Below are 20138 nucleotides of genomic sequence, written 5' to 3'. Positions count from 1 at the left end.
TGAGCGCAGCGAGTTGGGCGGCCTGCCGCGAGCCCGAGCAGCGCAAGGAAGTCGGCCCACAGGGCCGACCGCCGAAGCGAAGCGCGGAAGCCTGTCCGCACGCGCCTTTGCCGCTCCGACCTCAACACGCAAAGCAGACGTCGAACTTCAGCTCAGGGCCGCGAGCAGCACGCGAGCATCGCTGCCATCGGCGTACAGCACCTCGACCAGCTCAGCCCGCCGTTTGAGCACCGCGCGCTGGTTCAGCGAGCCCTTGTCGGTCAGCTCGCCGAGCGCCGCCGAGGGCGGCTCGGCCATCAGCATCGCGCGCACGATGCGGTTCGAGCTGCCGGTGCCGCTGGCGGCGAGTTCGTCGAGCCAGCGCTGCGCCCAGGCGCGCACGCCGGGGTCGTCGGCGAGCACGGCGCCGGGCTGCTTCGCCAGCTGCGCCGCAGCAGACGCGAGGAAGACCAGCAGGCCGACGCTGCCGCACCCGTCGCCGGTGACGACGACGTCGTGCACGTAGGGCAGTGCAGCAGCCATCGCGCGAGCGCGCAACGCCGCCACGTTCACCCAGGTGCCGCTGACGAGCTTGAAGTCCTCGGCGATGCGGCCGTCGAAGCGCAGGCCGCGGCACGGATCGGCGGGGTCGATGAACTCAGCTGCATCGCCGCTGCGCAGGAAACCTTCCTCGTCGAAGGCCTCGGCGCGCAGGTCGTCGCGGCGCCAGTAGCCCGGCGTCACGCTCGGCCCGCGGTAGCGCACCTCGCGCTTGTCGCCCACCGGCGCGAGCTTGAGTTCCAGCCCGGGTGCCGGCAATCCGATCACCCCCTGCTGCCAGCCTGGCCGGTGATGCGAGATCGCGAACGGCGCCGTCTCGGTCATGCCCAGGCCCATGGTCATCGGCACGCGGCAGCCGATGGCCTGCAGCGCGAGCGCGTCGATACGCTCGATCACGCTCTGCGGCATCGCCGCGCCGGCGGCGAAGATCAGCCGCAGGCGGTGGAACACCGCGTCGCGCAGCGGCGCATCGCCTTCCATGCGCTGCGCCAGCATCTCCAGCCCCTTGGGCACGGTGTAGATCGCAGTGGGCGACACCTCGCGCAGGTTGGCCACCGTCTCGGCGATGCCGTCTTCGGTGGGCTTGCCCTCGTCGATGTACATCGTGCCGCCGTTGCGCAGCACCAGGCCGAGGTTGGAGTTGCCGCCGGCGGTGTGGTGCCAGGGCAGCCAGTCGACCAGCACCGGCGGCTCCTGCTCCAGGAAGGGGTAGCACTGCGCGTACATCTGCTGGTTGGCGCACAGCATGCGGTGGGTGTTGATCACCGCCTTGGGCGCCTGCGTCGAACCCGAGGTGAAGAGGAACTTGGCGATGGTGTCGCCATCGACCCGCGCGTGCGCGGCATCGACCTCGGCCGTCGGCGCGGTGCACAGCAGCGCCTCGAACGACCGCGACTCGCGGCCGGGCAGCGCGCCGCGAGCGAACAGCAGCGGCACGTCGTGCGGCAGCGCACGCGCTATCGCGTTGGCGAAGGCGGCGGCGTCCGACGCGAAGACCAGCCCGGGGGTGAGCAGGCGCACCGCGTGCGCCACCCGCTCGGCCGCCGGGTCGAGCAGCGCATACGACGGCGACACCGGCGCCACCGGCACGCCCACGTGCATCGCCGCCAGCATCAGCAGCGCATGTTCGAGATCGTTGCCGGACAGCACCACCAGCGGCCGTTGCGCCGACAGGCCACGGTCGAGCAGGGCCTGCGCCAGCGGGCGCACGCGCGCCAGCGTCTGCGCGTAGCTGAGCACGCGCCAGGCGCGGCCCGGCGTGCCGGCCGGCGCACGGCGGGCCAGGAAGGCTTGCTCCGGGCGCTCGGCGGCCCAGCGCAGCAGGTGGTCGGTGAAGCGTTGCGGATGGGGCTTCAGCGCCTCGGGCGAGACCAGCCGGACGCTGCCATCGGCGCCCGTCGTGATGCGGGCGTCGTAGGTGCCGAAGGCGACCTCGCGGTACGGCGCCTCAGGCACGCTGCACCTTGGCCGCCCGCTTGGCGAGGAAGGCTTCGACACGCTGCTTGGCCTCGGGCTCGGACTGCGTGATCGCCGCCATCAGCGACTCGGTCATCAGGCCGTGGCTCATCGGCTGCTCGGCGATCAGCGGTAGCGCCCGCATGATCGCGAAGTTCGACATCTCGGCATTGCCGGCGATGCGCGCAGCGAGCTCGCGCGCCTTGGCCATGCCGGCGCCGGGCGCCACCGTGTGGTGCGTCAGCCCGGTCTGGAAGGCCTCGGCCGCGCTGTAGACACGGCCGGTCAGCATCAGCTCGGTCACGCGCGAGAAACCGATCAGCTTGCTCACGCGCACCGAGCCGCCACCGCCGAGGAAGATGCCGCGCTGCCCTTCCGGCAGGCCGAAGTAGGCGGTCTCCTCGGCAATGCGCACGTGGGCGCAGGAGGCCAGCTCCAGCCCGCCGCCGACCACCGCGCCCTGCATCACGCAGACCACCGGCACGCGGCCGAACTGCAGGCGGTCGAACACCTGGTACCAGGCGTGCGAGTGACGCACGCCCTGCGCGGCCGACATGTCGGGAATCTCCGACAGGTCGAGCCCGGCGCTGAAGTGTTCGCCGCGGGCGGTCAGGATGATCACCTTGATCTCGTCCGGCAGCGCGGCGATGCAGCGGTCGAGCTCGCGCACCATCGCCAGGCTGATGGCATTGCGCTTGTCGGGGCGGTTCAGCTCGAGGATGGCTGTGGCACCTTCGAGTTGCTGCAGGACCAGGGGCGACGACGACGTGGCAGAAGAGGCGGGCATGGGATCGACCGGGTGGAACGCGAGCGGACGGCAGTACGAGGAGGCAACCTCGAACTGGGCTATTCGTTAGTATAGCTAACGCTATATCTGCAACTCAAGCCCCGGCCTGCGCCTCCCGCCAGGCCTGCGGCGTCACCCCGCAGTGCTGGCGGAACACGCGGATGAAGTAGCCCGGCGACGCGTAGCCGCAGGCCCAGGCGATTTCCTTCACCGCCAGGCTCGTCTCGGCCAGCAGCCGCTGCGAACGCTCGATGCGCAGGCGGTTGATGCGCGAAAGCAGGGGCTCGCCAGTGACCGCACGGAACTGCTGCGCGAGATGATCGGCGCTGCAGCCCGACTGCTGCGCCAGCCGCTGCACGCTCAGGCCCGAGTCGCCGAGCTGGTTCTGCACCAGGACACGCAGGCGTGCGATCAGCGGCGGCTCGGCGGGTGCGCCGGCGTCGTCGCCCTCCTCCAGCGCCTGCAGCATGCCGGCAATCGCGGCGGCCACCAGCGCGCGCGCCTGCGACTGCCCACGTGCGCCAGCCGCCGCCAGCCGCGCGGCATCGCACAACCAGTCGTGCAGCGGTCGCGCCTGCGTGTGCCGGCGGACCTCGAGGTGCGCGATGCCCGGCCGGCCGCGTTCGCGCTCCTGCGCGAGGTGGCAACGCAGCTGTTCGCCTTCGGCATACAGCACCAGGTTGCGAAAACGCTGCGTGCGTGCCCGGCCATCGTCGCCCACCGTCTCGTCGTGGCGCAGTTGCGGCGGCACCAGCAGCGCCTGCCCGGCGCGCAGGCGGCAGGCGCCGTCAGGGAAGCGGAAGTCGGTCCAGCCGGCGACCTGCAGGAACAGCTCGGGCGCGAGGTGGAAGTGGCCTTCGCCGCGGGCCGTCGGCGCGCTGGCCGCGACCGGAAGGTGCAGCGGCAACGCGCCGCGGCTGGCGGCGTCGTGGAACGCCAGCAGCGCCTCGTGAAGTTCGGCAGCCTGAGTTTGTGTCATCGATACCGGATTTCTGTCATCGCGCGCGCTTGGCTCCCGCTCGGCGCGGGCCTAACCTTTGCCCGCCATGAAGACCCACATTTCTGTCATCGTCTGGAACGAATTCCAGCACGAACGCGAGAACCCTGCCGTCGGCGCGATCTATCCCGACGGCCTGCACCAGGCCATCGCGAGCGCCTTGCGCCGCACGCCGGCCCTGCCGGCGACGGGCACGGCGACGCTGGAAGTCGGCACCGCGACGCTGGACGAACCGGAGCACGGCCTGTCGGAAGCGCGCCTCGCCGCCTGCGACGTGCTGGTCTGGTGGGGCCACAAGGCGCACGACCAGGTCGACGACGCGGTGGTCGAGCGTGTGCAGCGCCGTGTGCTCGAAGGCATGGGCCTGATCGTGCTGCACTCGGGGCACTTCTCGAAGATCTTCCGTCGATTGATGGGCACCAACTGCTCGCTGAAGTGGCGCGAGGCCGACGAGCGCGAACGTGTGTGGGTGGTCGAACCTTCGCACCCGATCGCTGCCGGCCTGGGCGAACATTTCGAGCTGCCCGCCGAGGAGATGTACGGCGAGCGCTTCGACATCCCCAAGCCGGAGAGCACCGTGTTCATCTCCTGGTTCGAGGGCGGCGAGGTGTTCCGCTCCGGCTGCTGCTGGGAGCGCGGCCATGGCCGCATCTTCTACTTCCGCCCCGGCCACGAGGCCTACCCGACCTATCACGACGCCAACGTGCAGCGGGTGCTGGCCAACGCAGTGCGCTGGGCGGCTCCGCGGGTGAACATCGTCGACAGCTGCCCGATGTCACCGCCGCTGGAGCCGATCGCGGCCAAGGCCGGCGGCTTCGCACGCGTCGGCATCGTGCAGGGCAAGGGAGACATCGAATGAGCGCAGCGCAGGCGACGAAGGGTACGCGCAAGCTGCGCATCGGCGTGGTCGGCCTGGGCATCGGCCGCATGCACATCGAGGGCTGGCGCGAACATCCACAGGTCGAGGTGGTGGCGATCGCCGACGCCGATGCGGCGCGCCTGGCCGAGATCGGCGAGCGCTTCGGCATCGCCCACCGCCACGCCAGCGCCGCGGCGATGCTGGAGGCACACACACTGGACGCCGTCAGCATCTGCACGCCGAACAAGTTCCACCGCGAGCTGACGCTGCTCGCGCTCGAACGCGGCTGCCACGTGCTGTGCGAGAAGCCGATGGCGATGAACGCCGCCGAGGGCCGCGAGATGCTCGAGGCGGAGCAGCGCGCCGGCCGCCGGCTGATGATCAACTTCTCCTACCGCTTCTCAGCGCAGTCGCGCGCGCTGAAGGCGCAGGTCGATGCCGGCGTGTTCGGCGAGTTCTACTTCGGCCGCAGCGTCTGGCACCGGCGGCGCGGCATGCCCGGCTTCGGCGGCTGGTTCGGCAGCAAGGCGCTGGCCGGCGGCGGGCCGCTGATCGACCTGGGCGTGCACCGGCTCGACCTGGCGCTGTGGCTGATGGGCTACCCGAAGCCGACCTGGGTGATGGGCAGCACCTACGACCCGATCGCGCGCAGCGCCGCGGCGCAAGCCGGCAAGGCCTTCGACGTCGAAGACCTGGCCGCCGCCTTCATCCGCTTCGACAACGGCGCCAGCCTGGTGCTGGAGGCGTCGTGGGCCGCGCACATCGGCGAGGCCGAGCTGATGGAGACGCGACTGCTCGGCACCCGCGCCGGGCTGCTGCAGAAGAACCTCGACGAAGGCTACCGCTTCGACGCGCAGATCTTCACCGACCAGCACGGCACGCCGATGGACCTGCGCGTGCATCCGAACAGCGCCACCGCGCCTTCGGCGATGCACGACTTCGCTCAGGCGATCCTGACCGACACGCCGCACCCGGCCGGCGCAGACGAAGGCCTGCGGGTGATGCAGATCCTCGACGCGATCTACGCGAGTGCGGCCAGCGGTGCGCCGGTGAGCCTCTGATTCCGTGACCACGCTGGAACCGGCCGATCTTCCCGCGCTGGCCGCGGGCACGTTCGAGCAGCCGACGGCACGGCGCCTGTCGCAGGCGCGCCGCGCCAGCCGCGCGCACTTCGCCGCGCTCGGCGTGCTCGGCGGCGCCTGGGGCGTGCACATTCCGTCGGTGAAGGCGCAATACGGCCTGGGCGAGGGCTCGCTCTCGCTGGTGCTGTTCGCGGCGGCCTGCGGAGCCGTGCTGTCGTTGTTCTTCGCCGGCCGCACCATCGGCCGCTTCGGCGTGCGCCGCGCCCTGGTGCTCGGAGCCATCGTCATGGCCGCCTCGCTCGCCGCCGTGCTGCACTGGCCGAGCCTGCCCTGGCTGCTGCCCAGCATGCTGCTGTTCGGCGCCGCGATGAGCCTGTACGACGTGGCGCTCAACGCCGAAGGCACGGCGCTGGAAAGCGTCGGCGGCCGGGCGATCATGGGCAACCTGCATGGCATGTTCAGCGTCGGCGGCATGGCCGGCGCGGCGCTCACTGCATTGCTGCTGCGGCTGGACATTGCACCGACGGTGCAGTTGGCAGCGATCTCCGCGGCGGTGGTCGCAGTGGTGCTGTTTGCCGCGCGCTTCATGCTCGATGCGCACCCGCAGGACGACAACGCCGGGGCCCAGGCCCATTTCGCCTGGCCGCGCGGGCAGTTGCTGATCATCGGCCTGCTGATCTTCGCCGGCATGACCGCCGAGGGCGTGATGTACGACTGGAGCGTGCTCTACCTGAAGCAGGAGCTCGGCATGGCGCAGGCCCAGGCCGGCATCGGCTTCGCGGTCTTCTCGGCGGCGATGGCGCTGGCCCGCTTCGGTGGCGATTCGCTGCGCGCTCGCCTGCCCGAGGCGGCGCTTCTGCGCGGCGGTGCGCTGGTCGCGGGTGTCGCAATGGCCGCACTGCTGCTGATCGGCCACCCCTGGATGGCACTGGTCGGCTACGCGTTCGTGGGCGTCGGCCTGGCGCTCGTCGTGCCCATCCTCTTCAACGCCGCCACCCGTGTGCCCGGTGTGAGCCGCGCGGCGGCGATCGCCTCGGTCTCGTCGATCGGCTACAGCGGCTTCCTGGTCGGCCCGCCGCTGATCGGCAGCGTCGCGCAGGCCGTCTCGCTGACGGCGGCGCTGTCTCTAGTGGTCGTCGCCATGGCTGCACTCGCACTGGGCGCCCGGCGCATCGCCTGATTCAGCCGCGCCGGGCTCAGTGATCCCGTCCGGTGGCGGACGGTTCGCTGCCGTCGCCGCCAGGCTCTCGCAGGCCCATGCGTTCCAGGCGGTAGCGCAGCGTGTCGCGCGAGATGCCGAGCAGCCGCGCTGCGGCGCTGACGTTCTGCTCGGTCCTCTCGAGGGCGCGCTGGATCAGGCGGCGCTCCGTGCGTTCGAGATTGAGGTCGTTGTCGTCTGCCGGCGTGGCCGCATCCAGCACCGGGGACGCGACGAAGCGCAGCTCGGCGGCGCCGATCGTCCGGCCGGCCGCGAGCAGAACGGCCTGCTCGATCGCGTTGCGCAGCTCGCGCACGTTCCCCGGCCAGGCATGGGTGCAGAGCAGCCGTTCAGCGTCGGCGGAGAAGCTCAGCCCGGGCTTGCGGTAGCGTGCGCTGTGCAGTGCCAGGAAGTGGCGGGCCAGCAGCAGGATGTCCGAACCGCGTGCGCGCAGCGGCGGCACACGCAGTTCGACGATGCGCAGCCGGTAGAACAGGTCGGCCCGGAAGCTGCCCTCGCGCACCATCTGCTCTAGGGGCCGGTTGGTGGCGCTGATCACGCGTGCGTTGACGGGCGTGGCATGCAATCCGCCCAGCCGGCGGACCCGCTTCTCCTCGAGCAGCTTGAGCAGCTTGACCTGCGTCGACAACTCGGTCTCGCCGATCTCGTCGAGAAACACGCTGCCGCCCTCGGCCGTCTCCATCAGCCCGGCCTTGCGCTGGCGTGCGTCAGTGAACGCGCCGCGCTCGTAGCCGAACAGCTCGGCCTCGACCAAGGCAGCCGGCAGTGCGCCGCAGTTGAGTTCGACAAAGGGTTTGGCACGTCGTGTCCCGCCGAAGTGCACCGCACGGGCCACCAGCTCCTTGCCGGTACCGGTCTCGCCGACCACCAGAACGGCCGGCGGCTCGCCGTCGGCGAGGTGCGCCTCGGACTGCAGAAGCGCTGCGATCGACTGCTTGAGGGCAAGCATCGGCGCCGAGTCGCCGACGATCTCGTCGAGTCCGCTGCCCTGCGCCGCGCGCGACGTGTAGTAGTCGACCGCGCTCTCCAGCCGGCCCTGGCTGATCAATCGTTCGAGCAGCAGCTTGACCTCGGAGAGCACCAGCGGCTTGGTCAGGAAGTCGGCGGCGCCAGCCCTCATCGCATCCACTGCCAGTTCGGTGCTGCCGTAGCCGGTCATCATCACCACGCGGGCATCGGGATCCGCCGCTCGCATGCGGCGCAGCGCATCGAGCCCGCTGAGCCCCGGGAGATTGTGGTCGCAGAGGACCACTTCCGGACGCCACTGCGCGATCATGCCCAGGCCTTCCTCGGCGCTGCCCGCAACCCGGGGCTCGTAGCCGAGCCGCTCCAGGTAGGTGGCGAGATTGCGCGCCAGCGTCGCTTCGTCCTCGATGATCAGAATGGCTCGACCCATGCAGTGTTCACTCGCGTGCGCGTGGCAGCTGCACCACCGCTCGGGTCTGTCCGGGATGGCTATGCAGTTCGATCTCGCCGCCCAGGCGGTCGAGCGTGCGCCGCACCAGCGTCAGGCCCATGCCCAGCCCTCGCGGCTTGGTCGTCCAGAAGGGCTTGAAGACCGCGGACATGCGCTCCGCGGAGATGCCTGCGCCACTGTCGCAGACCTCCAGCTGCACGCCCTGGCCCGTGGCCTGGGCGCTGACGACAACACGATCGCCGGCCGCAGTGGCCTCGAGCGCATTCGCGAGCAGCGAGTGGGTCACCTGTGCGATCGCAACTTCCTCGCCGTGCACGAGAGGCAGCTTGTCGCCGACGCGCATCTCGAGCGTCTTCCCCTGCGCGGCGAACACGCCGTCGAAGTGGTCTCGGACACCCGCCAGCGCCGCCGCGAGGTCGGTGCTGCCGCGAACCTCTTCGGGGTGGCGGACGTAGGACAGCAGCGTGCGCACCAGATGTTCGATGCGGTCGGCGTTGGCGATCATCTCGTGCGCTGCCTCGGGCGTGCTTTCACGCAGTTCGAGCTGCAGCTCGGCGCTCGACCGGATCGATGCGAGCGGATTGCGGATGCTGTGCGCGACCGAGGCGGAGATCTCGCCGACGCGGGCCATCGCCTCCGCCTCGACAAGCCGCTCGCGCTGGCTCTGCATCAAGGCGCTGGCCTTGCGCACCAGCCCGAGGGTCGACAGGTAGAGCAGCAGTCCACCGACCAGCACACCGGCCCAGACCACCAGTCTGGCGCGGTGCAGCGTCTCGTTCAGGGCGGTCGGTACGCGGTACAGCTCGACCACGCCGATGGGCGCCGAGGTGCTCGACAGCGTGTCGTAGACCGGCAGGTAGTTCTCGACGAAGTGCGTGCCCGGATGGGCCAGCGCCTGGTGTTCCGGCTTGGCCGTGTCGGCGTCGAACGGGCCACGCTCCACCACGGTCTCGCCACGCAGGGCCTGGTCGAGTTCCGGGTTGCGGGAGAAGCGCTTGCCCGTCATGCCCGCGTCGCTGGACCACAGCACGGTGCCGTCGGGCGCGTAGACATTGGCACGCAGCACGTCGGGGATCGACGCGACATGGCCGAAGAACTCCTCGAACGCGGTGCGCAGGCCGGAGGCTTCGCCCTCGTTGAAGTAGCGCGTGACGGTCTGGGTGACGACGACCGTCTGGACGAACTGGCGGCTCAGCTCGGCATCATGACGCAGCAACTGGCGCTCGACATATTCGGCCAGCAGCAAGGCCAGCACCACGCTCACCAGCGCCGACGAGACCAGGCTGACGCGCGAGAACCAGCGCAGCAGATCGAACTGCGGCGACGGCATGGGTCGGTGGGGTCGGTCAGCCATGGCAAGGGTGGGCCGGATCAGCCGGCAGGTCGCCAGCTTAGCCGCGAAGCGCCGGCCGGGGCCGCATGGCAGCGGCCCCGGCCTGTCGCCGATCAACGGCGCACGCGGCAGGTCGCCTCCACGACCGGCGTGACGCGCTGGTTGCTGGCGTTGACCAGCCAGGCACGGACGCGCCCGTCGACGATGAATCCCGCCGCAATCGGCGTGGCGCCTTCGGCGATGTCGGCGCGGCTGCTGTCGAAGTCGAACTCGGCTTCGTCGCCATCGGCGGTGGCGAAGTTCGAGCCGACCGAATTGGTGCCGGAACGGACCACGGCCCGGTAGCTGCCGGCGGCGAGGTTGTTGCCGTCCACCGAGACCTTCGAGCGGTTGCTGCGCTTCTCGCAGCTGACGCGGACGTCGGCTGCGGACGCAGCGAAGCTGAGGGTGGTCAGGGCGGCCAGCAGGCCGGTGGAGATGAGGGTACGCATGGACATGATGGCTCCTGGGAGTTGACGAGTCGCAGCTTCGAGCACCACATGTGACCGAGGCCGACACCATCCATAGCGCAACGGACGTGCCTGATAGTCTGATTAGTGAACGCTCACCGGGGAGTAACCATGCAGACTTGATCTATCAATCTCCAAGTGCAATCGGTCGCAATCGAATCGCCCATTATTTGGGTTATTTTTCCCATCAATGGGGTCAAATCCCCCATTGCGCAGGCGCCCGGAAGAGAGTGGGCCTGGAACTGTTCGAGATGCGCCGAGCGATGCGAGCATTCCCTAGTATCGGTATCCCAAAGCGTTTTGAAGAATCACCAAACCGCTTTGAAGGCGTACCTCCCGATGCCGCAGTCCGCAGAACCGACCGTGCCGTCACCCTGGTTGCCGGGCGATGCCCAACTCGCCCGCGTATGGCTGGCGCTGCAGCAGCGCCATGCCGCCGCCGCGGACTGGCCGGCCTTCGACCAGCGCCTGCGCACGCACCTCGGCACGCTGCGCGACGAGCTGGCCACGCTCTATAGCGAGCGACACGACTTCGAGCCCTTCCTGATCGATCTGCTCCGCCAGTGCTTCGCGGCATGGCAGTCACGCGATGAATCCTTGAAGGCACTCGACAACCAGCGCGAGCACGACCCCGACTGGTTCCAGTCGGAGCGTTTGCTCGGCGGTGTCTGCTACGTCGACCTGTTCGCCGGCAACTTCGCCGGCGTCGAGGCGAGCATCCCGTACTTCCAGGAACTGGGCCTGTCCTACCTGCACCTGATGCCGCCCTTCCAGTGCCCGGAGCCGCACAGCGACGGCGGCTATGCGGTCAGCAGTTATCGGCAGACGAGTGCGAAGCTCGGCCACATCGACGAGCTGCGCCGCCTGTCCGCCAGGCTGCGTGAGGCCGGCATCTCGCTGGTGCTGGACTTCGTCTTCAACCACACCGCCGACGAGCACGACTGGGCCGTCGCCGCAGCGGCAGGCGACCCACGCTACCGCGACTTCTTCTTCATCTTCCCCGACCGCACCGAACCCGACCGTTACGAGCGCACGCTGCGCGAGATCTTCCCCGACGAGCACCCGGGCGCGTTCTCGCAATTGCCGGATGGCCGCTGGGTCTGGACCACCTTCCACTCCTACCAGTGGGACCTGAACTACGCCAACCCGGCGGTGTTCGCGGCGATGGCCGGCGAGATGCTGTTCATCGCCAACCTGGGCGTCGAGTTCCTGCGCATGGACGCGGTCGCGTTCATCTGGAAGCGCCTGGGCACCGTTTGCGAGAACCTGCCCGAGGCGCACACGTTGCTGCGCGCCTACAACGCGCTGGCGCGCATCGCCGCGCCCTCGCTGCTGTTCAAGAGCGAGGCCATCGTGCACCCCGATGACGTGGTCAAGTACATCGCGCCGGCCGAATGCCAGGTCTCGTACAACCCTCTGCAGATGGCGCTGCTGTGGAACACGCTGGCCACGCGCGAAGTGAACCTGCTGCAGCAGGCACTGGAGAACCGCCACGCGCTGCCGGCGGGCACGGCCTGGGTCAACTACGTGCGCAGCCACGACGACATCGGCTGGACCTTCGCCGACGAGGACGCCGCGCAGTTCGGCATCAACGGCTTCGACCACCGCCAGTTCCTCAACCGCTTCTACGTCAACCGCTTCGCCGGCAGCTTCGCGCGCGGCGTGCCCTTCCAGGACAACCCGGCCACCGGCGACTGCCGCATCAGCGGCACCTGCGCCTCTTTGTGTGGGCTGGAGCAGGGCGACTCGCATGCCGTCGCGCGCATCCTGCTGCTGTACGGCATCGTGCTGTCGGCCGGCGGCATCCCGCTGATCTACCTCGGCGACGAGATCGGCGCGCTCAACGACATGGGCTACCTCGCCGACCCCGGCAAGGCAGGCGACAGCCGCTGGGTGCACCGCCCGCCGCGCTCGGCGGCCCGCCATGCGCAGCGTGGCGACCCGACCACCGATGCCGGTCGCATCCACCTCGGCCTGCGCCGGCTGATCGCACAGCGCGCGGCGACACCGGCCTTTGCCGGTGGCCATTTGATCGGCTTCCGCACGAAGAACCCCGGCGTGCTCGGCTTCACCCGCCCGCATCGCGAGGGCGACGTGCTGGTGCTGGCCAACCTCAGCGAGTACGGGCAACGGGTGAGTGCCGAGGTGCTGTCGGCCATGCCGGACTTCGCGCTGGACCTGGTCTCGGGCGCGCACGCCGGGCTGCGCGGCGGCCTCGCGCTCGGCCCCTACCAGATGGTGTGGCTGCGCCTGGGCACCTAGGCCCGCGCTAACATGCGCGCCTTCCGCCATGTCCATCAACCTCAAGGCGCTGTCCGCAAAGCTCGGCCTGTCGCCGACGACGGTCAGCCGCGCGCTCAGCGGCTACAGCGACGTCAGCCCGGCCACGCGCGAGCGTGTGCAGCAGGCGGCACGCGAACTCGGCTACCAGCCGAATCGCGCGGCGCGGCAGGTGGCACTGGGCCGGGCCGATGCGGTCGGCATCGTCTACCCGCCGGCCAGCGAGTTCCTCGGCAACCCTTCGTTCCGCGAGACGCTGGAAGGCCTGGCGCACGTGCTCGAGCAGAGCGAATGCGACCTGCTGCTCGCCGCCGCGCCGCGGCAGAACGAACTGCGCGTCTACGACCGCATGGTGCGCGGCCGGCGCGTCGATGCGCTGATCGTCGCGCACACGCTGCGCGAGGACCCGCGCATCGCCTACCTGCAGGAGGCAGGCTTTCCCTTCGTCGCCTACGGCCGCACCGAGCGTCCGGAAGGCTTCCCCTGGCTGGACTTCGACAACGAGACCGGCTCGCGCGTCGCGGTGCAGCGGCTGGTCGCGCTCGGCCACCGGCGCATCGCCTACGTGCACGTGCCGCTGAGCTACAACTTCGCCCACCAGCGGCACGTGGGCTACCTCGCCGCGCTGGCCGAGGCCGGCATTGCGGCCGACCCGAGCATCGTGCTCGGCGGCAGCATGGACCGCCGCGCCGGCTACGGTGCCGCGCAGCAACTGCTGGCGATGCCGCAGCGGCCGACCGCGGTGATCGTCGACAACAATCTCGGCGGCGTGGGGCTGATCCGCGCGCTGCTCGACCAGGGCGTGGCGGTCGGTCGCGAGATGTCGGTCATCGTCAACGAAGGCGTGCCCGAAGACACGCTGTTCGCCGGCCTCACGGTGGCGGCCATCCGCCAGCCCACGCCCTATCGCTCCGGCCAGACGCTCGGCGAGATGGTGCTCGCGCTGGCCGAGCGCAAGCCGCTCGAGCAGGCGCAGGTGCTGCGCCAACCCGAGCTCTCCGAAGGCAACTCGATCGGCCCACCCCAGGGCTGAGAGCCGCTCCGGCCGGCCCTGGCGCCGTGCGTTGCCGATGCCAACCGGGAAAGTACGGGGTGACTCTCAAAGCGGTTTGGATAGCATCCAAATCGCTTTCGGGATAGAACACTGTGACATGAAGCACGCATTCCAGAACGTGCTCACCGCCCCCGACCGACGCCGCGCGACGCACCGTACGCCGCACTCAGCGCCGGCCAGATTGACCCTGATCGGAGACACGGAATGAAAGCAACCCTCACCCAGCTCGTCGCCGCCGCGGCGCTCACCCTCGGCGCGCTGCCCGGCGCGCTGGCCGCCACCATCACCATCTCCTGTGGCTCGAACGCCGCCGACCTGGAGTGGTGCGGCAAGTACGCCGAAGAGTGGGGCAAGAAGGCCGGCCACACGGTGAAGATGTACACCCCGCCGGCGAGCACCACCGACAACCTGGCGCTGCTGCGCCAGCAGTTCGCCGCCAAGTCGGCCGACATCGACGTGCTGATGATCGACGTGGTCTGGCCCGGCGTGATCAAGGACCACCTGGTCGACCTGAAGAAGTACAGCAAGGGCGCGGAGGCCAAGCACTTCCCGGCCATCGTCGCCAACAACACCGTCGACGGCAAGCTGCTGGGCATGCCCTTCTTCACCGACGCGGGCCTGCTGTTCTACCGCAAGGACCTGCTCGAGAAGTACGGCGCCAAGGTGCCCGAGACCTGGGACGAACTGGCCGCCGCGGCGAAGAAGGTCATCGACGGCGAGCGCAAGGCCGGCGTCGCCGACTTCCAGGGCTTCGTCTTCCAGGCCAAGGCCTACGAGGGCCTGACCTGCGACGCGCTCGAGTGGGTGGCCAGCTTCGGCGGCGGCGAGATCATCGACAAGGCCGGCAACATCACCATCAACAACCCCAACGCCGCCAAGGCGCTGGACACCGCGGCAACCTGGATCGGCACCATCGCCCCGGGCGGCGTGCTGAACTATGGCGAGGAAGATGCGCGCGGCGTGTTCCAGAACGGCAAGGCGCTGTTCATGCGCAACTGGCCGTACGCCTGGTCGCTGGCGCAGGCGCCGGACAGCCCGATCAAGGGCAAGGTCGGCGTCGCGGCGCTGCCGGCCGGCCCGGGTGGCAAGAAGTCGGCCACGCTGGGTGGCTGGCAACTGGCGGTCAACAAGTACTCGAAGAACATCGACGCCGCGGCCGACCTGGTGATGCACATGACCAGCGCCGACATCCAGAAGAAGCGTGCGATCGGCGGCTCCTACAACCCGACCATCGTCGACCTCTACAAGGACGCCGAGATCGTCAAGGCCAACCAGTTCATGGGCGACCTGCTGCCCGTGTTCACCGGCGCGGTGGCGCGCCCGGCCACGGTCACCGGCCTGAAGTACCCCGAGGTCAGCCGCGCGTTCTGGGACGCCACCCACGAGGTGCTGTCGAAGAAGAGCAACGGCGCCGACGCGCTGAAGAAGCTCGAAGGCAAGCTCAAGCAGGTCAAGCGCACCGGCTGGTGATGCGTTGATCCGCCCGGCAGCGCGCCGCCCTCCGGCTCGCGCGCTGCCCGCCGTCTCTTCCTCCTGCACGAGGCCACGATGAACGACCGCACCCGTGTTGCCTGGGCCTTCCTCGTCCCGATGCTGCTGCTGATGGCGCTGGTCGCCGGCTGGCCGCTGGCACGGTCGATCTGGTTCAGCCTGACCGAGACGAACATCAACGACATCTCGGCCAGCAAGTTCGTCGGCCTGGCGAACTATGTCGGCGAGTTCGGCCTGTTCGCCAACCCCAACTACACCGAGGGCTTCTGGGCCAGCGACTGGGGTGTGTCGATCGCCAACACCTTCAAGTTCTCGATCGTCTCGGTGGTGCTCGAGACCCTGTGCGGCCTCGGCGTGGCGATGCTGCTCAACCAGGAGTTCAGGGGGCGCATGCTGGTGCGCACCGCGGTGCTGATCCCCTGGGCGATCCCGACCATCGTGTCGGCCAAGATGTGGGGCTGGATGCTGCATGACCAGTTCGGCCTGATCAATCAGTTGCTGGTCGACTGGGGCTTCATCGCGCAGAAGATCGCCTGGACCGCCGACCCGGACTACGCGCTGTGGACGGTGGTCGCGGTCGACGTGTGGAAGACCACACCGTTCATGGCGCTCTTGATCCTCGCCGCGCTGCAGACACTGCCCAAGGACTGCTACGAGGCGGCGCGTGTCGACGGCGTGCACCCGCTGCGTGTGTTCCTCAAGGTCACGCTGCCGCTGATCAAGGGCCCGCTGATGGTCGCGGTGGTGTTCCGCCTGCTCGACGCGCTGCGCATCTTCGACCTGATCTTCGTGCTGACCTCCAACAGCAGCAGCACGATCAGCATGTCCGGCTTCGTGCGCCGCGAGATGGTCGACAACGGCAACCTCGGCTTCGGCTCGGCTGCCTCGACCTCGCTGACGCTGATCATCTTCATCTCGGCGGTGCTGTTCCTGCGCGCCGCACGGGTCAAGCTGTCGGAGGAGTCGTCATGAGCCACGCCCGGCCGCCCGAAGTGGCTCGCACCGCAGCGCGAAGCGCGGAGGTTCAACCATGAGCATGCCGAGCGCGGAGACCGACCGCCCGCTGTGGGGCAGCATCGTGCTGTACGCCCTGGCGGCGATCGTGGTGATCATCTCGGTCTACCCCTTCCTGTACACCATCGCGACCTCCTTCAAGACCGGCACCGCGCTGTTCGACACCAGCCTGCTGCCGAAGGAACCGACCTTCCGCAACTACGTGCAGCTGTTCGAGGGCCGGCAGCCCTTCGGGCGGCATCTGCTGAACTCGGTGATGGTGGCCACGGTGACGGTGGCCATCGCGCTGCTGATGGCGATCACCGCGTCGTACGCGCTCGGCCGCATACAGTTCAAGGGCAAGGCCGCGCTGCTGCTGACCATCCTGGCGGTGTCGATGTTCCCGCAGGTGGCCGTGCTGTCGGGCATGTTCGAGCTGATGCAGGCGATCGGCCTGTACAACCGCGCGATCGGCCTGGTGGTGCCCTACACCATCTTCACGCTGCCCTTCACCGTCTGGGTGCTGACCACCTTCATGCGCGGCCTGCCCAAGGAGCTGGAAGAGGCGGCGATCATGGACGGCTGCGGGCCGCTGCGCATCATCTTCCAGGTCTTCATGCCGCTGCTGTGGCCGGCGCTGGTGTCCACCGGGCTGCTCGCCTTCATCGGCGCGTGGAACGAGTTCCTGTTCGCGCTGACCTTCGTCAACGAGGACACCGAACGCACCGTGCCGGTCAGCATCTCGCTGATCACCGGCGCCACGGCCTACGAGGTGCCCTGGGGCAGCATCATGGCCGCCTCGGTGATCGTCACCGTGCCGCTGGTGATCCTGGTGCTGCTGTTCCAGCGCAAGATCGTCTCCGGCCTGACGGCGGGCGCCGTCAAGGGCTGATCGTGAGCCGTTCGAACAAGGCGCCCAACAGCGGCTGGTGGCGCGGCGGCGTGATCTACCAGATCTACCCGCGCAGCTTCCAGGACAGCAATGGCGACGGCATCGGCGACCTGCCGGGCATCACGCGACGGCTCGAGCATGTCGCGACGCTCGGTGCCGATGCGGTCTGGCTGTCGCCCTTCTTCAAGAGCCCGATGAAGGACTTCGGCTACGACATCAGCGACTACCGCGATGTCGACCCGATGTTCGGCACGCTCTCCGACTTTCGCACGCTGGTCGACCGCGCGCACCAGCTCGGCCTGAAGGTGATGGTCGACCAGGTGTATTCGCACACCGCCGACCAGCACCCCTGGTTCGTCGAGAGCCGTTCGAGCCGTGACAACCCCAAGGCCGACTGGTACGTCTGGGCCGACGCCATGCCCGACGGCACGCCGCCGAACAACTGGCTGTCGATCTTCGGCGGCAGCGCCTGGCAGTGGGACACGCGACGCAAGCAGTACTACCTGCACAATTTCCTGACCAGCCAGCCGGACCTGAACTTCCATTGCGCCGCGGTGCAGGAGGCCGTGCTCGACTGCGTGAAGTTCTGGCTGGACTTCGGCGTCGACGGCTACCGGCTCGACGTCGTCAACTTCTACTTCCACGACCGGAAGCTGCGCAGCAACCCGGCCCGCGGCGCGCCCGACGGCAGCGACCCGGCCGTGCCCGCCACCAATCCGTACGGCTGGCAGTGGCACCGCTTCGACAAGAGCCAGCCGGAGAACCTGGCCTTTCTGCAGAAGCTTCGCGCATTGGTCGACCAGTACCCCGACACCACCATGGTCGGTGAGATCGGCGACGACGACGGGCTGGCGCGTGTGGCCGAGTACACCGCCGGGGGCGACAAGCTCCACATGGCCTACTGCTTCGACCTGCTCGGCACGCCGCACGACGCGCCCTACCTGCACCGCGTGTTCAGCCGCTTCGCCGAGGTGGTCGGCAGCGGCTGGCCGTGCTGGGCGATCAGCAACCACGACATCCCGCGCGTGGCCACGCGCTGGGGCGGATCGAAGCCGCCAGCCGGCCTGCTGCGCGCCGCGATCGCGCTGCAGCTCAGCCTGCGCGGCAGCTCCTGCATCTACCAGGGCGACGAACTGGGCCTGCCCGAGGCCGAGATCGCTTTCGAGAACCTGCAGGACCCTTACGGCATCACGATGTGGCCCGAGTTCAAGGGCCGCGACGGCTGCCGCACGCCGATGCCCTGGTCGTCGGCCGATGCGCAGCTCGGCTTCGGCAGCGACAAGCCCTGGCTGCCGGTGGCCGAGAGCCACCGCGCGCTCGCCGTCGACCGCCAGGAGGCCGACGCCGGCTCGCTGCTGAACCACTACCGCCACCTGCTCGACTGGCGGCGCACGCAGCCGGCGCTGATCCACGGCGGGATGGACCTGCTGCCGGTGCACGAGCAGGTGCTCGCCTACGTGCGCAGCCATGAGGGCCAGCGTGTGCTGTGTGCCTTCAACTTCAGCGAACGTGCCGCCTCGCTGACCCTGCCCGCCGATCTCGGCACGCCGCAGCCGCTGGCCGACAGCGGCGCAACGGGTGCCACGCTGCGCGGCAGCACCGTCGACTTCGCGCCCTGGGGCGTTCTGTTCGCCCGCCTGGTGTGAACCCCACCCACTTCACCACGAGCCCGCCATGTCCCGCATCGACTTCAAGAACATCTGCAAGCGATACGCCCCGGGGCTGCCCTGGACGATCAACAACGCCAACCTGACCATCGGCCGCGGCGAGTTCTGCGTCTTCGTCGGCCCCTCGGGCTGCGGCAAGTCGACGCTGCTGCGCATGGTCGCCGGGCTGGAGAGCATCACCGAGGGCGAGCTGCTGATCGGCGACAAGCCGATGAACAAGCTGCCGCCGGCCAAGCGCGGCGTGGCGATGGTGTTCCAGAGCTATGCGCTCTACCCGCACATGACGGTGGAGCAGAACATGGCCTTCGGCCTGCAGGTGATGGGCTCGGACAAGGCCGAGATCGAGCGCAAGGTGAAGAAGGCGGCCGACATCCTGCAGCTCACGCCGCTGCTCGATCGCCTGCCCAAGCAGCTCTCCGGCGGGCAGCGCCAGCGCGTGGCGATCGGCCGCGCGATCGTCAAGGAGCCGGACGTGTTCCTGTTCGACGAGCCGCTGTCCAACCTCGACGCCGCGCTGCGCGTGCAGACGCGGCTGGAGATCGCCAAGCTGCACCACGACATCGGCAAGGCCAGCATGATCTACGTGACCCACGACCAGGTCGAGGCGATGACGCTGGCCGACAAGATCGTGCTGCTGCGCGCCGGCCAGGGCGTGCAGGACCAGGGCAGCGTCGCGCAGTTCGGCTCGCCGATGGACCTCTACCACCGGCCGCAGAACCTGTTCGTCGCCGAGTTCATCGGCAGCCCGAAGATGAACGTGATGCCAGGCAAGCTGGTGCGTGCCGAGGAGAGCCACGCGGTGGTCGAGGTGCACGGCGAGCAGATCACGGCGGCGGTCGACGCGCGCGGCACGGCGGCCGGCGCGCCGGTGTCGCTCGGCATCCGGCCCGAACACCTCTTGCATGGCGATGTCGGCGAGGGCTGCCAGCTGCACGTCAAGCTGCGCCAGATGGAGCGGCTCGGCGACGAGTCGCTGCTTTACCTCGACATCGCACCGGAGTCGCCGCTGGTCACGCTGCGTGTCGAGGGCCACGCCACGCAGTCACCCGGCGCACCGATCACGCTGCGCCTGATGCCCGAGCAATGCCATCTGTTCGACGGTGCCGGCAAGGCCTTCCGCCGCACGGTCGAACTGCCGGCCTGACGCGCATGCTCGATCTCGACGCCGTCCATGCCGTGGTGGCCGGCCGCCACCGCGACCCGTTCTCCGTGCTGGGCATGCACACCGACAAGGACGGACGGCGCTGGCTGCGCAGCTTCCAGCCCGGCGCCGCACAGGTCGAGGCCTGGACGGCCGATGGCAGCCGGCAGCTCGCTGTGCTGAGCGAACGCCATGCCGACGGGTTCTTCGAAGGCCCCTACCCCGCGAACGCATCGACCGACTACCGGCTGCAGCTGCGCTGGGCCGACGGCAGCGGCACGACCCTGGACGACCCCTACCGCTTCCCGCCGGTGCTCGGCGACCTGGACGTCTGGCTGATGGGCGAAGGCACGCACCTGCGGCCCTTCGAGGTGCTGGGCGCGACGCAGCGCGAGATGCTGGGCGTGCCCGGTGTCGCCTTC

16 protein-coding genes and 1 pseudogene are annotated in these 20138 nt (G+C 69.3%); 11 read left to right on the top strand and 6 right to left on the bottom strand.

Features of this window, described 5'->3' with window-relative positions:
- Window positions 1–147: 147 nt before the first annotated feature.
- The 3 genes from AAG801_RS28755 to AAG801_RS28745 form a co-directional block, all read right to left on the bottom strand.
- Window positions 148–1995 carry a feruloyl-CoA synthase gene (locus tag AAG801_RS28755; RefSeq protein ID WP_341891460.1) on the bottom strand — a complete coding sequence of 616 codons (1848 nt, stop codon included), beginning with the start codon at window positions 1993–1995 and terminating at the stop codon, window positions 148–150.
- Window positions 1988–2782 carry a crotonase/enoyl-CoA hydratase family protein gene (locus AAG801_RS28750; RefSeq protein WP_341891459.1) on the bottom strand — a complete coding sequence of 265 codons (795 nt, stop codon included), beginning with the start codon at window positions 2780–2782 and terminating at the stop codon, window positions 1988–1990. The genes AAG801_RS28755 and AAG801_RS28750 overlap by 8 nt, the downstream gene beginning before the upstream one ends.
- Before the next feature lie 94 nt (window positions 2783–2876).
- Entirely contained in the window at window positions 2877–3761 is an 885-nt protein-coding gene (locus AAG801_RS28745; RefSeq protein WP_341891458.1) for a helix-turn-helix transcriptional regulator, read from the bottom strand.
- Between the two features lie 67 nt (window positions 3762–3828).
- Between AAG801_RS28745 and AAG801_RS28740 the strand changes: the two genes are divergently transcribed.
- Genes AAG801_RS28740 through AAG801_RS28730 form a run of 3 tightly spaced genes read left to right on the top strand, consistent with a single transcriptional unit; the run spans window position 3829 to window position 6900 of the window.
- Window positions 3829–4638, top strand: coding sequence for a ThuA domain-containing protein (locus tag AAG801_RS28740; protein WP_341891457.1), 810 nt, complete (start codon window positions 3829–3831; stop codon window positions 4636–4638).
- Window positions 4635–5699 (top strand): Gfo/Idh/MocA family oxidoreductase, encoded by a 1065-nt coding sequence (locus AAG801_RS28735; RefSeq protein WP_341891456.1) that lies wholly within the window; start codon window positions 4635–4637, stop codon window positions 5697–5699. Before AAG801_RS28740 ends, AAG801_RS28735 begins: the two co-directional genes overlap by 4 nt.
- 4 nt (window positions 5700–5703) lie before the next feature.
- Window positions 5704–6900: an MFS transporter gene (locus AAG801_RS28730; RefSeq protein ID WP_341891455.1), complete on the top strand. Its 1197-nt coding sequence runs from the start codon at window positions 5704–5706 to the stop codon at window positions 6898–6900.
- Between the two features lie 16 nt (window positions 6901–6916).
- On the opposite strand, the gene AAG801_RS28725 is transcribed toward AAG801_RS28730, so the two are convergent.
- From AAG801_RS28725 to AAG801_RS28715, 3 genes are all read right to left on the bottom strand, one after another.
- Entirely contained in the window at window positions 6917–8335 is a 1419-nt protein-coding gene (locus tag AAG801_RS28725; protein ID WP_341891454.1) for a sigma-54 dependent transcriptional regulator, read from the bottom strand.
- A gap of 7 nt (window positions 8336–8342) precedes the next feature.
- Window positions 8343–9710 carry a HAMP domain-containing sensor histidine kinase gene (locus AAG801_RS28720; protein ID WP_341891453.1) on the bottom strand — a complete coding sequence of 456 codons (1368 nt, stop codon included), beginning with the start codon at window positions 9708–9710 and terminating at the stop codon, window positions 8343–8345.
- A 92-nt stretch (window positions 9711–9802) separates the two neighbouring features.
- The gene (locus AAG801_RS28715; protein ID WP_341891452.1) at window positions 9803–10186 is read right to left on the bottom strand and encodes a hypothetical protein; all 384 of its coding nucleotides are present in this window, start codon (window positions 10184–10186) and stop codon (window positions 9803–9805) included.
- Between the two features lie 351 nt (window positions 10187–10537).
- Here AAG801_RS28715 and AAG801_RS28710 point away from each other — a divergent pair, with 351 nt between their 5' ends.
- The 8 genes and pseudogenes from AAG801_RS28710 to AAG801_RS28675 form a co-directional block, all read left to right on the top strand.
- Window positions 10538–12460, top strand: a complete 1923-nt coding sequence (locus AAG801_RS28710) for an amylosucrase (RefSeq protein WP_341891451.1) — start codon at window positions 10538–10540, stop codon at window positions 12458–12460.
- Between the two features lie 28 nt (window positions 12461–12488).
- Window positions 12489–13511, top strand: coding sequence for a substrate-binding domain-containing protein (locus tag AAG801_RS28705; protein WP_341891450.1), 1023 nt, complete (start codon window positions 12489–12491; stop codon window positions 13509–13511).
- 225 nt (window positions 13512–13736) lie between these two features.
- Window positions 13737–15002, top strand: coding sequence for an ABC transporter substrate-binding protein (locus AAG801_RS28700; RefSeq protein WP_341891449.1), 1266 nt, complete (start codon window positions 13737–13739; stop codon window positions 15000–15002).
- A gap of 78 nt (window positions 15003–15080) precedes the next feature.
- Complete coding sequence (locus AAG801_RS28695; protein WP_341891448.1) at window positions 15081–15995, top strand: sugar ABC transporter permease; 915 nt, start codon at window positions 15081–15083, stop codon at window positions 15993–15995.
- 58 nt (window positions 15996–16053) lie between these two features.
- Window positions 16054–16908, top strand: coding sequence for a carbohydrate ABC transporter permease (locus tag AAG801_RS28690; protein WP_341891447.1), 855 nt, complete (start codon window positions 16054–16056; stop codon window positions 16906–16908).
- A 2-nt stretch (window positions 16909–16910) separates the two neighbouring features.
- Window positions 16911–18554, top strand: a complete 1644-nt coding sequence (locus AAG801_RS28685; RefSeq protein WP_341891446.1) for an alpha-glucosidase family protein — start codon at window positions 16911–16913, stop codon at window positions 18552–18554.
- A 28-nt stretch (window positions 18555–18582) separates the two neighbouring features.
- Window positions 18583–19719, top strand: coding sequence for a sn-glycerol-3-phosphate ABC transporter ATP-binding protein UgpC (gene ugpC / locus AAG801_RS28680; protein ID WP_341891445.1), 1137 nt, complete (start codon window positions 18583–18585; stop codon window positions 19717–19719).
- A 5-nt stretch (window positions 19720–19724) separates the two neighbouring features.
- Window positions 19725–20138 (top strand): annotated as a pseudogene (locus tag AAG801_RS28675) (1,4-alpha-glucan branching enzyme); the annotation flags it as partial.

This window comes from Variovorax sp. YR752 (assembly GCF_943372545.1).
Note: the sequence above shows the minus strand (reverse complement) of the source record. Positions and strands in the feature narration are given on the sequence as shown.

Coding starts and splice junctions, on each gene's coding strand:
- AAG801_RS28750 (WP_341891459.1), bottom strand. CDS start 2,782: ATGCCCGCCTCTTCTGCCACGTCGTCGTCGCCCCTGGTCCTGCAGCAA.
- AAG801_RS28745 (WP_341891458.1), bottom strand. CDS start 3,761: ATGACACAAACTCAGGCTGCCGAACTTCACGAGGCGCTGCTGGCGTTC.
- AAG801_RS28740 (WP_341891457.1), top strand. CDS start 3,829: ATGAAGACCCACATTTCTGTCATCGTCTGGAACGAATTCCAGCACGAA.
- AAG801_RS28735 (WP_341891456.1), top strand. CDS start 4,635: ATGAGCGCAGCGCAGGCGACGAAGGGTACGCGCAAGCTGCGCATCGGC.
- AAG801_RS28725 (WP_341891454.1), bottom strand. CDS start 8,335: ATGGGTCGAGCCATTCTGATCATCGAGGACGAAGCGACGCTGGCGCGC.
- AAG801_RS28720 (WP_341891453.1), bottom strand. CDS start 9,710: ATGGCTGACCGACCCCACCGACCCATGCCGTCGCCGCAGTTCGATCTG.
- AAG801_RS28715 (WP_341891452.1), bottom strand. CDS start 10,186: ATGTCCATGCGTACCCTCATCTCCACCGGCCTGCTGGCCGCCCTGACC.
- AAG801_RS28710 (WP_341891451.1), top strand. CDS start 10,538: ATGCCGCAGTCCGCAGAACCGACCGTGCCGTCACCCTGGTTGCCGGGC.
- AAG801_RS28705 (WP_341891450.1), top strand. CDS start 12,489: ATGTCCATCAACCTCAAGGCGCTGTCCGCAAAGCTCGGCCTGTCGCCG.
- AAG801_RS28700 (WP_341891449.1), top strand. CDS start 13,737: ATGAAAGCAACCCTCACCCAGCTCGTCGCCGCCGCGGCGCTCACCCTC.
- AAG801_RS28695 (WP_341891448.1), top strand. CDS start 15,081: ATGAACGACCGCACCCGTGTTGCCTGGGCCTTCCTCGTCCCGATGCTG.
- AAG801_RS28690 (WP_341891447.1), top strand. CDS start 16,054: ATGAGCATGCCGAGCGCGGAGACCGACCGCCCGCTGTGGGGCAGCATC.
- ugpC (WP_341891445.1), top strand. CDS start 18,583: ATGTCCCGCATCGACTTCAAGAACATCTGCAAGCGATACGCCCCGGGG.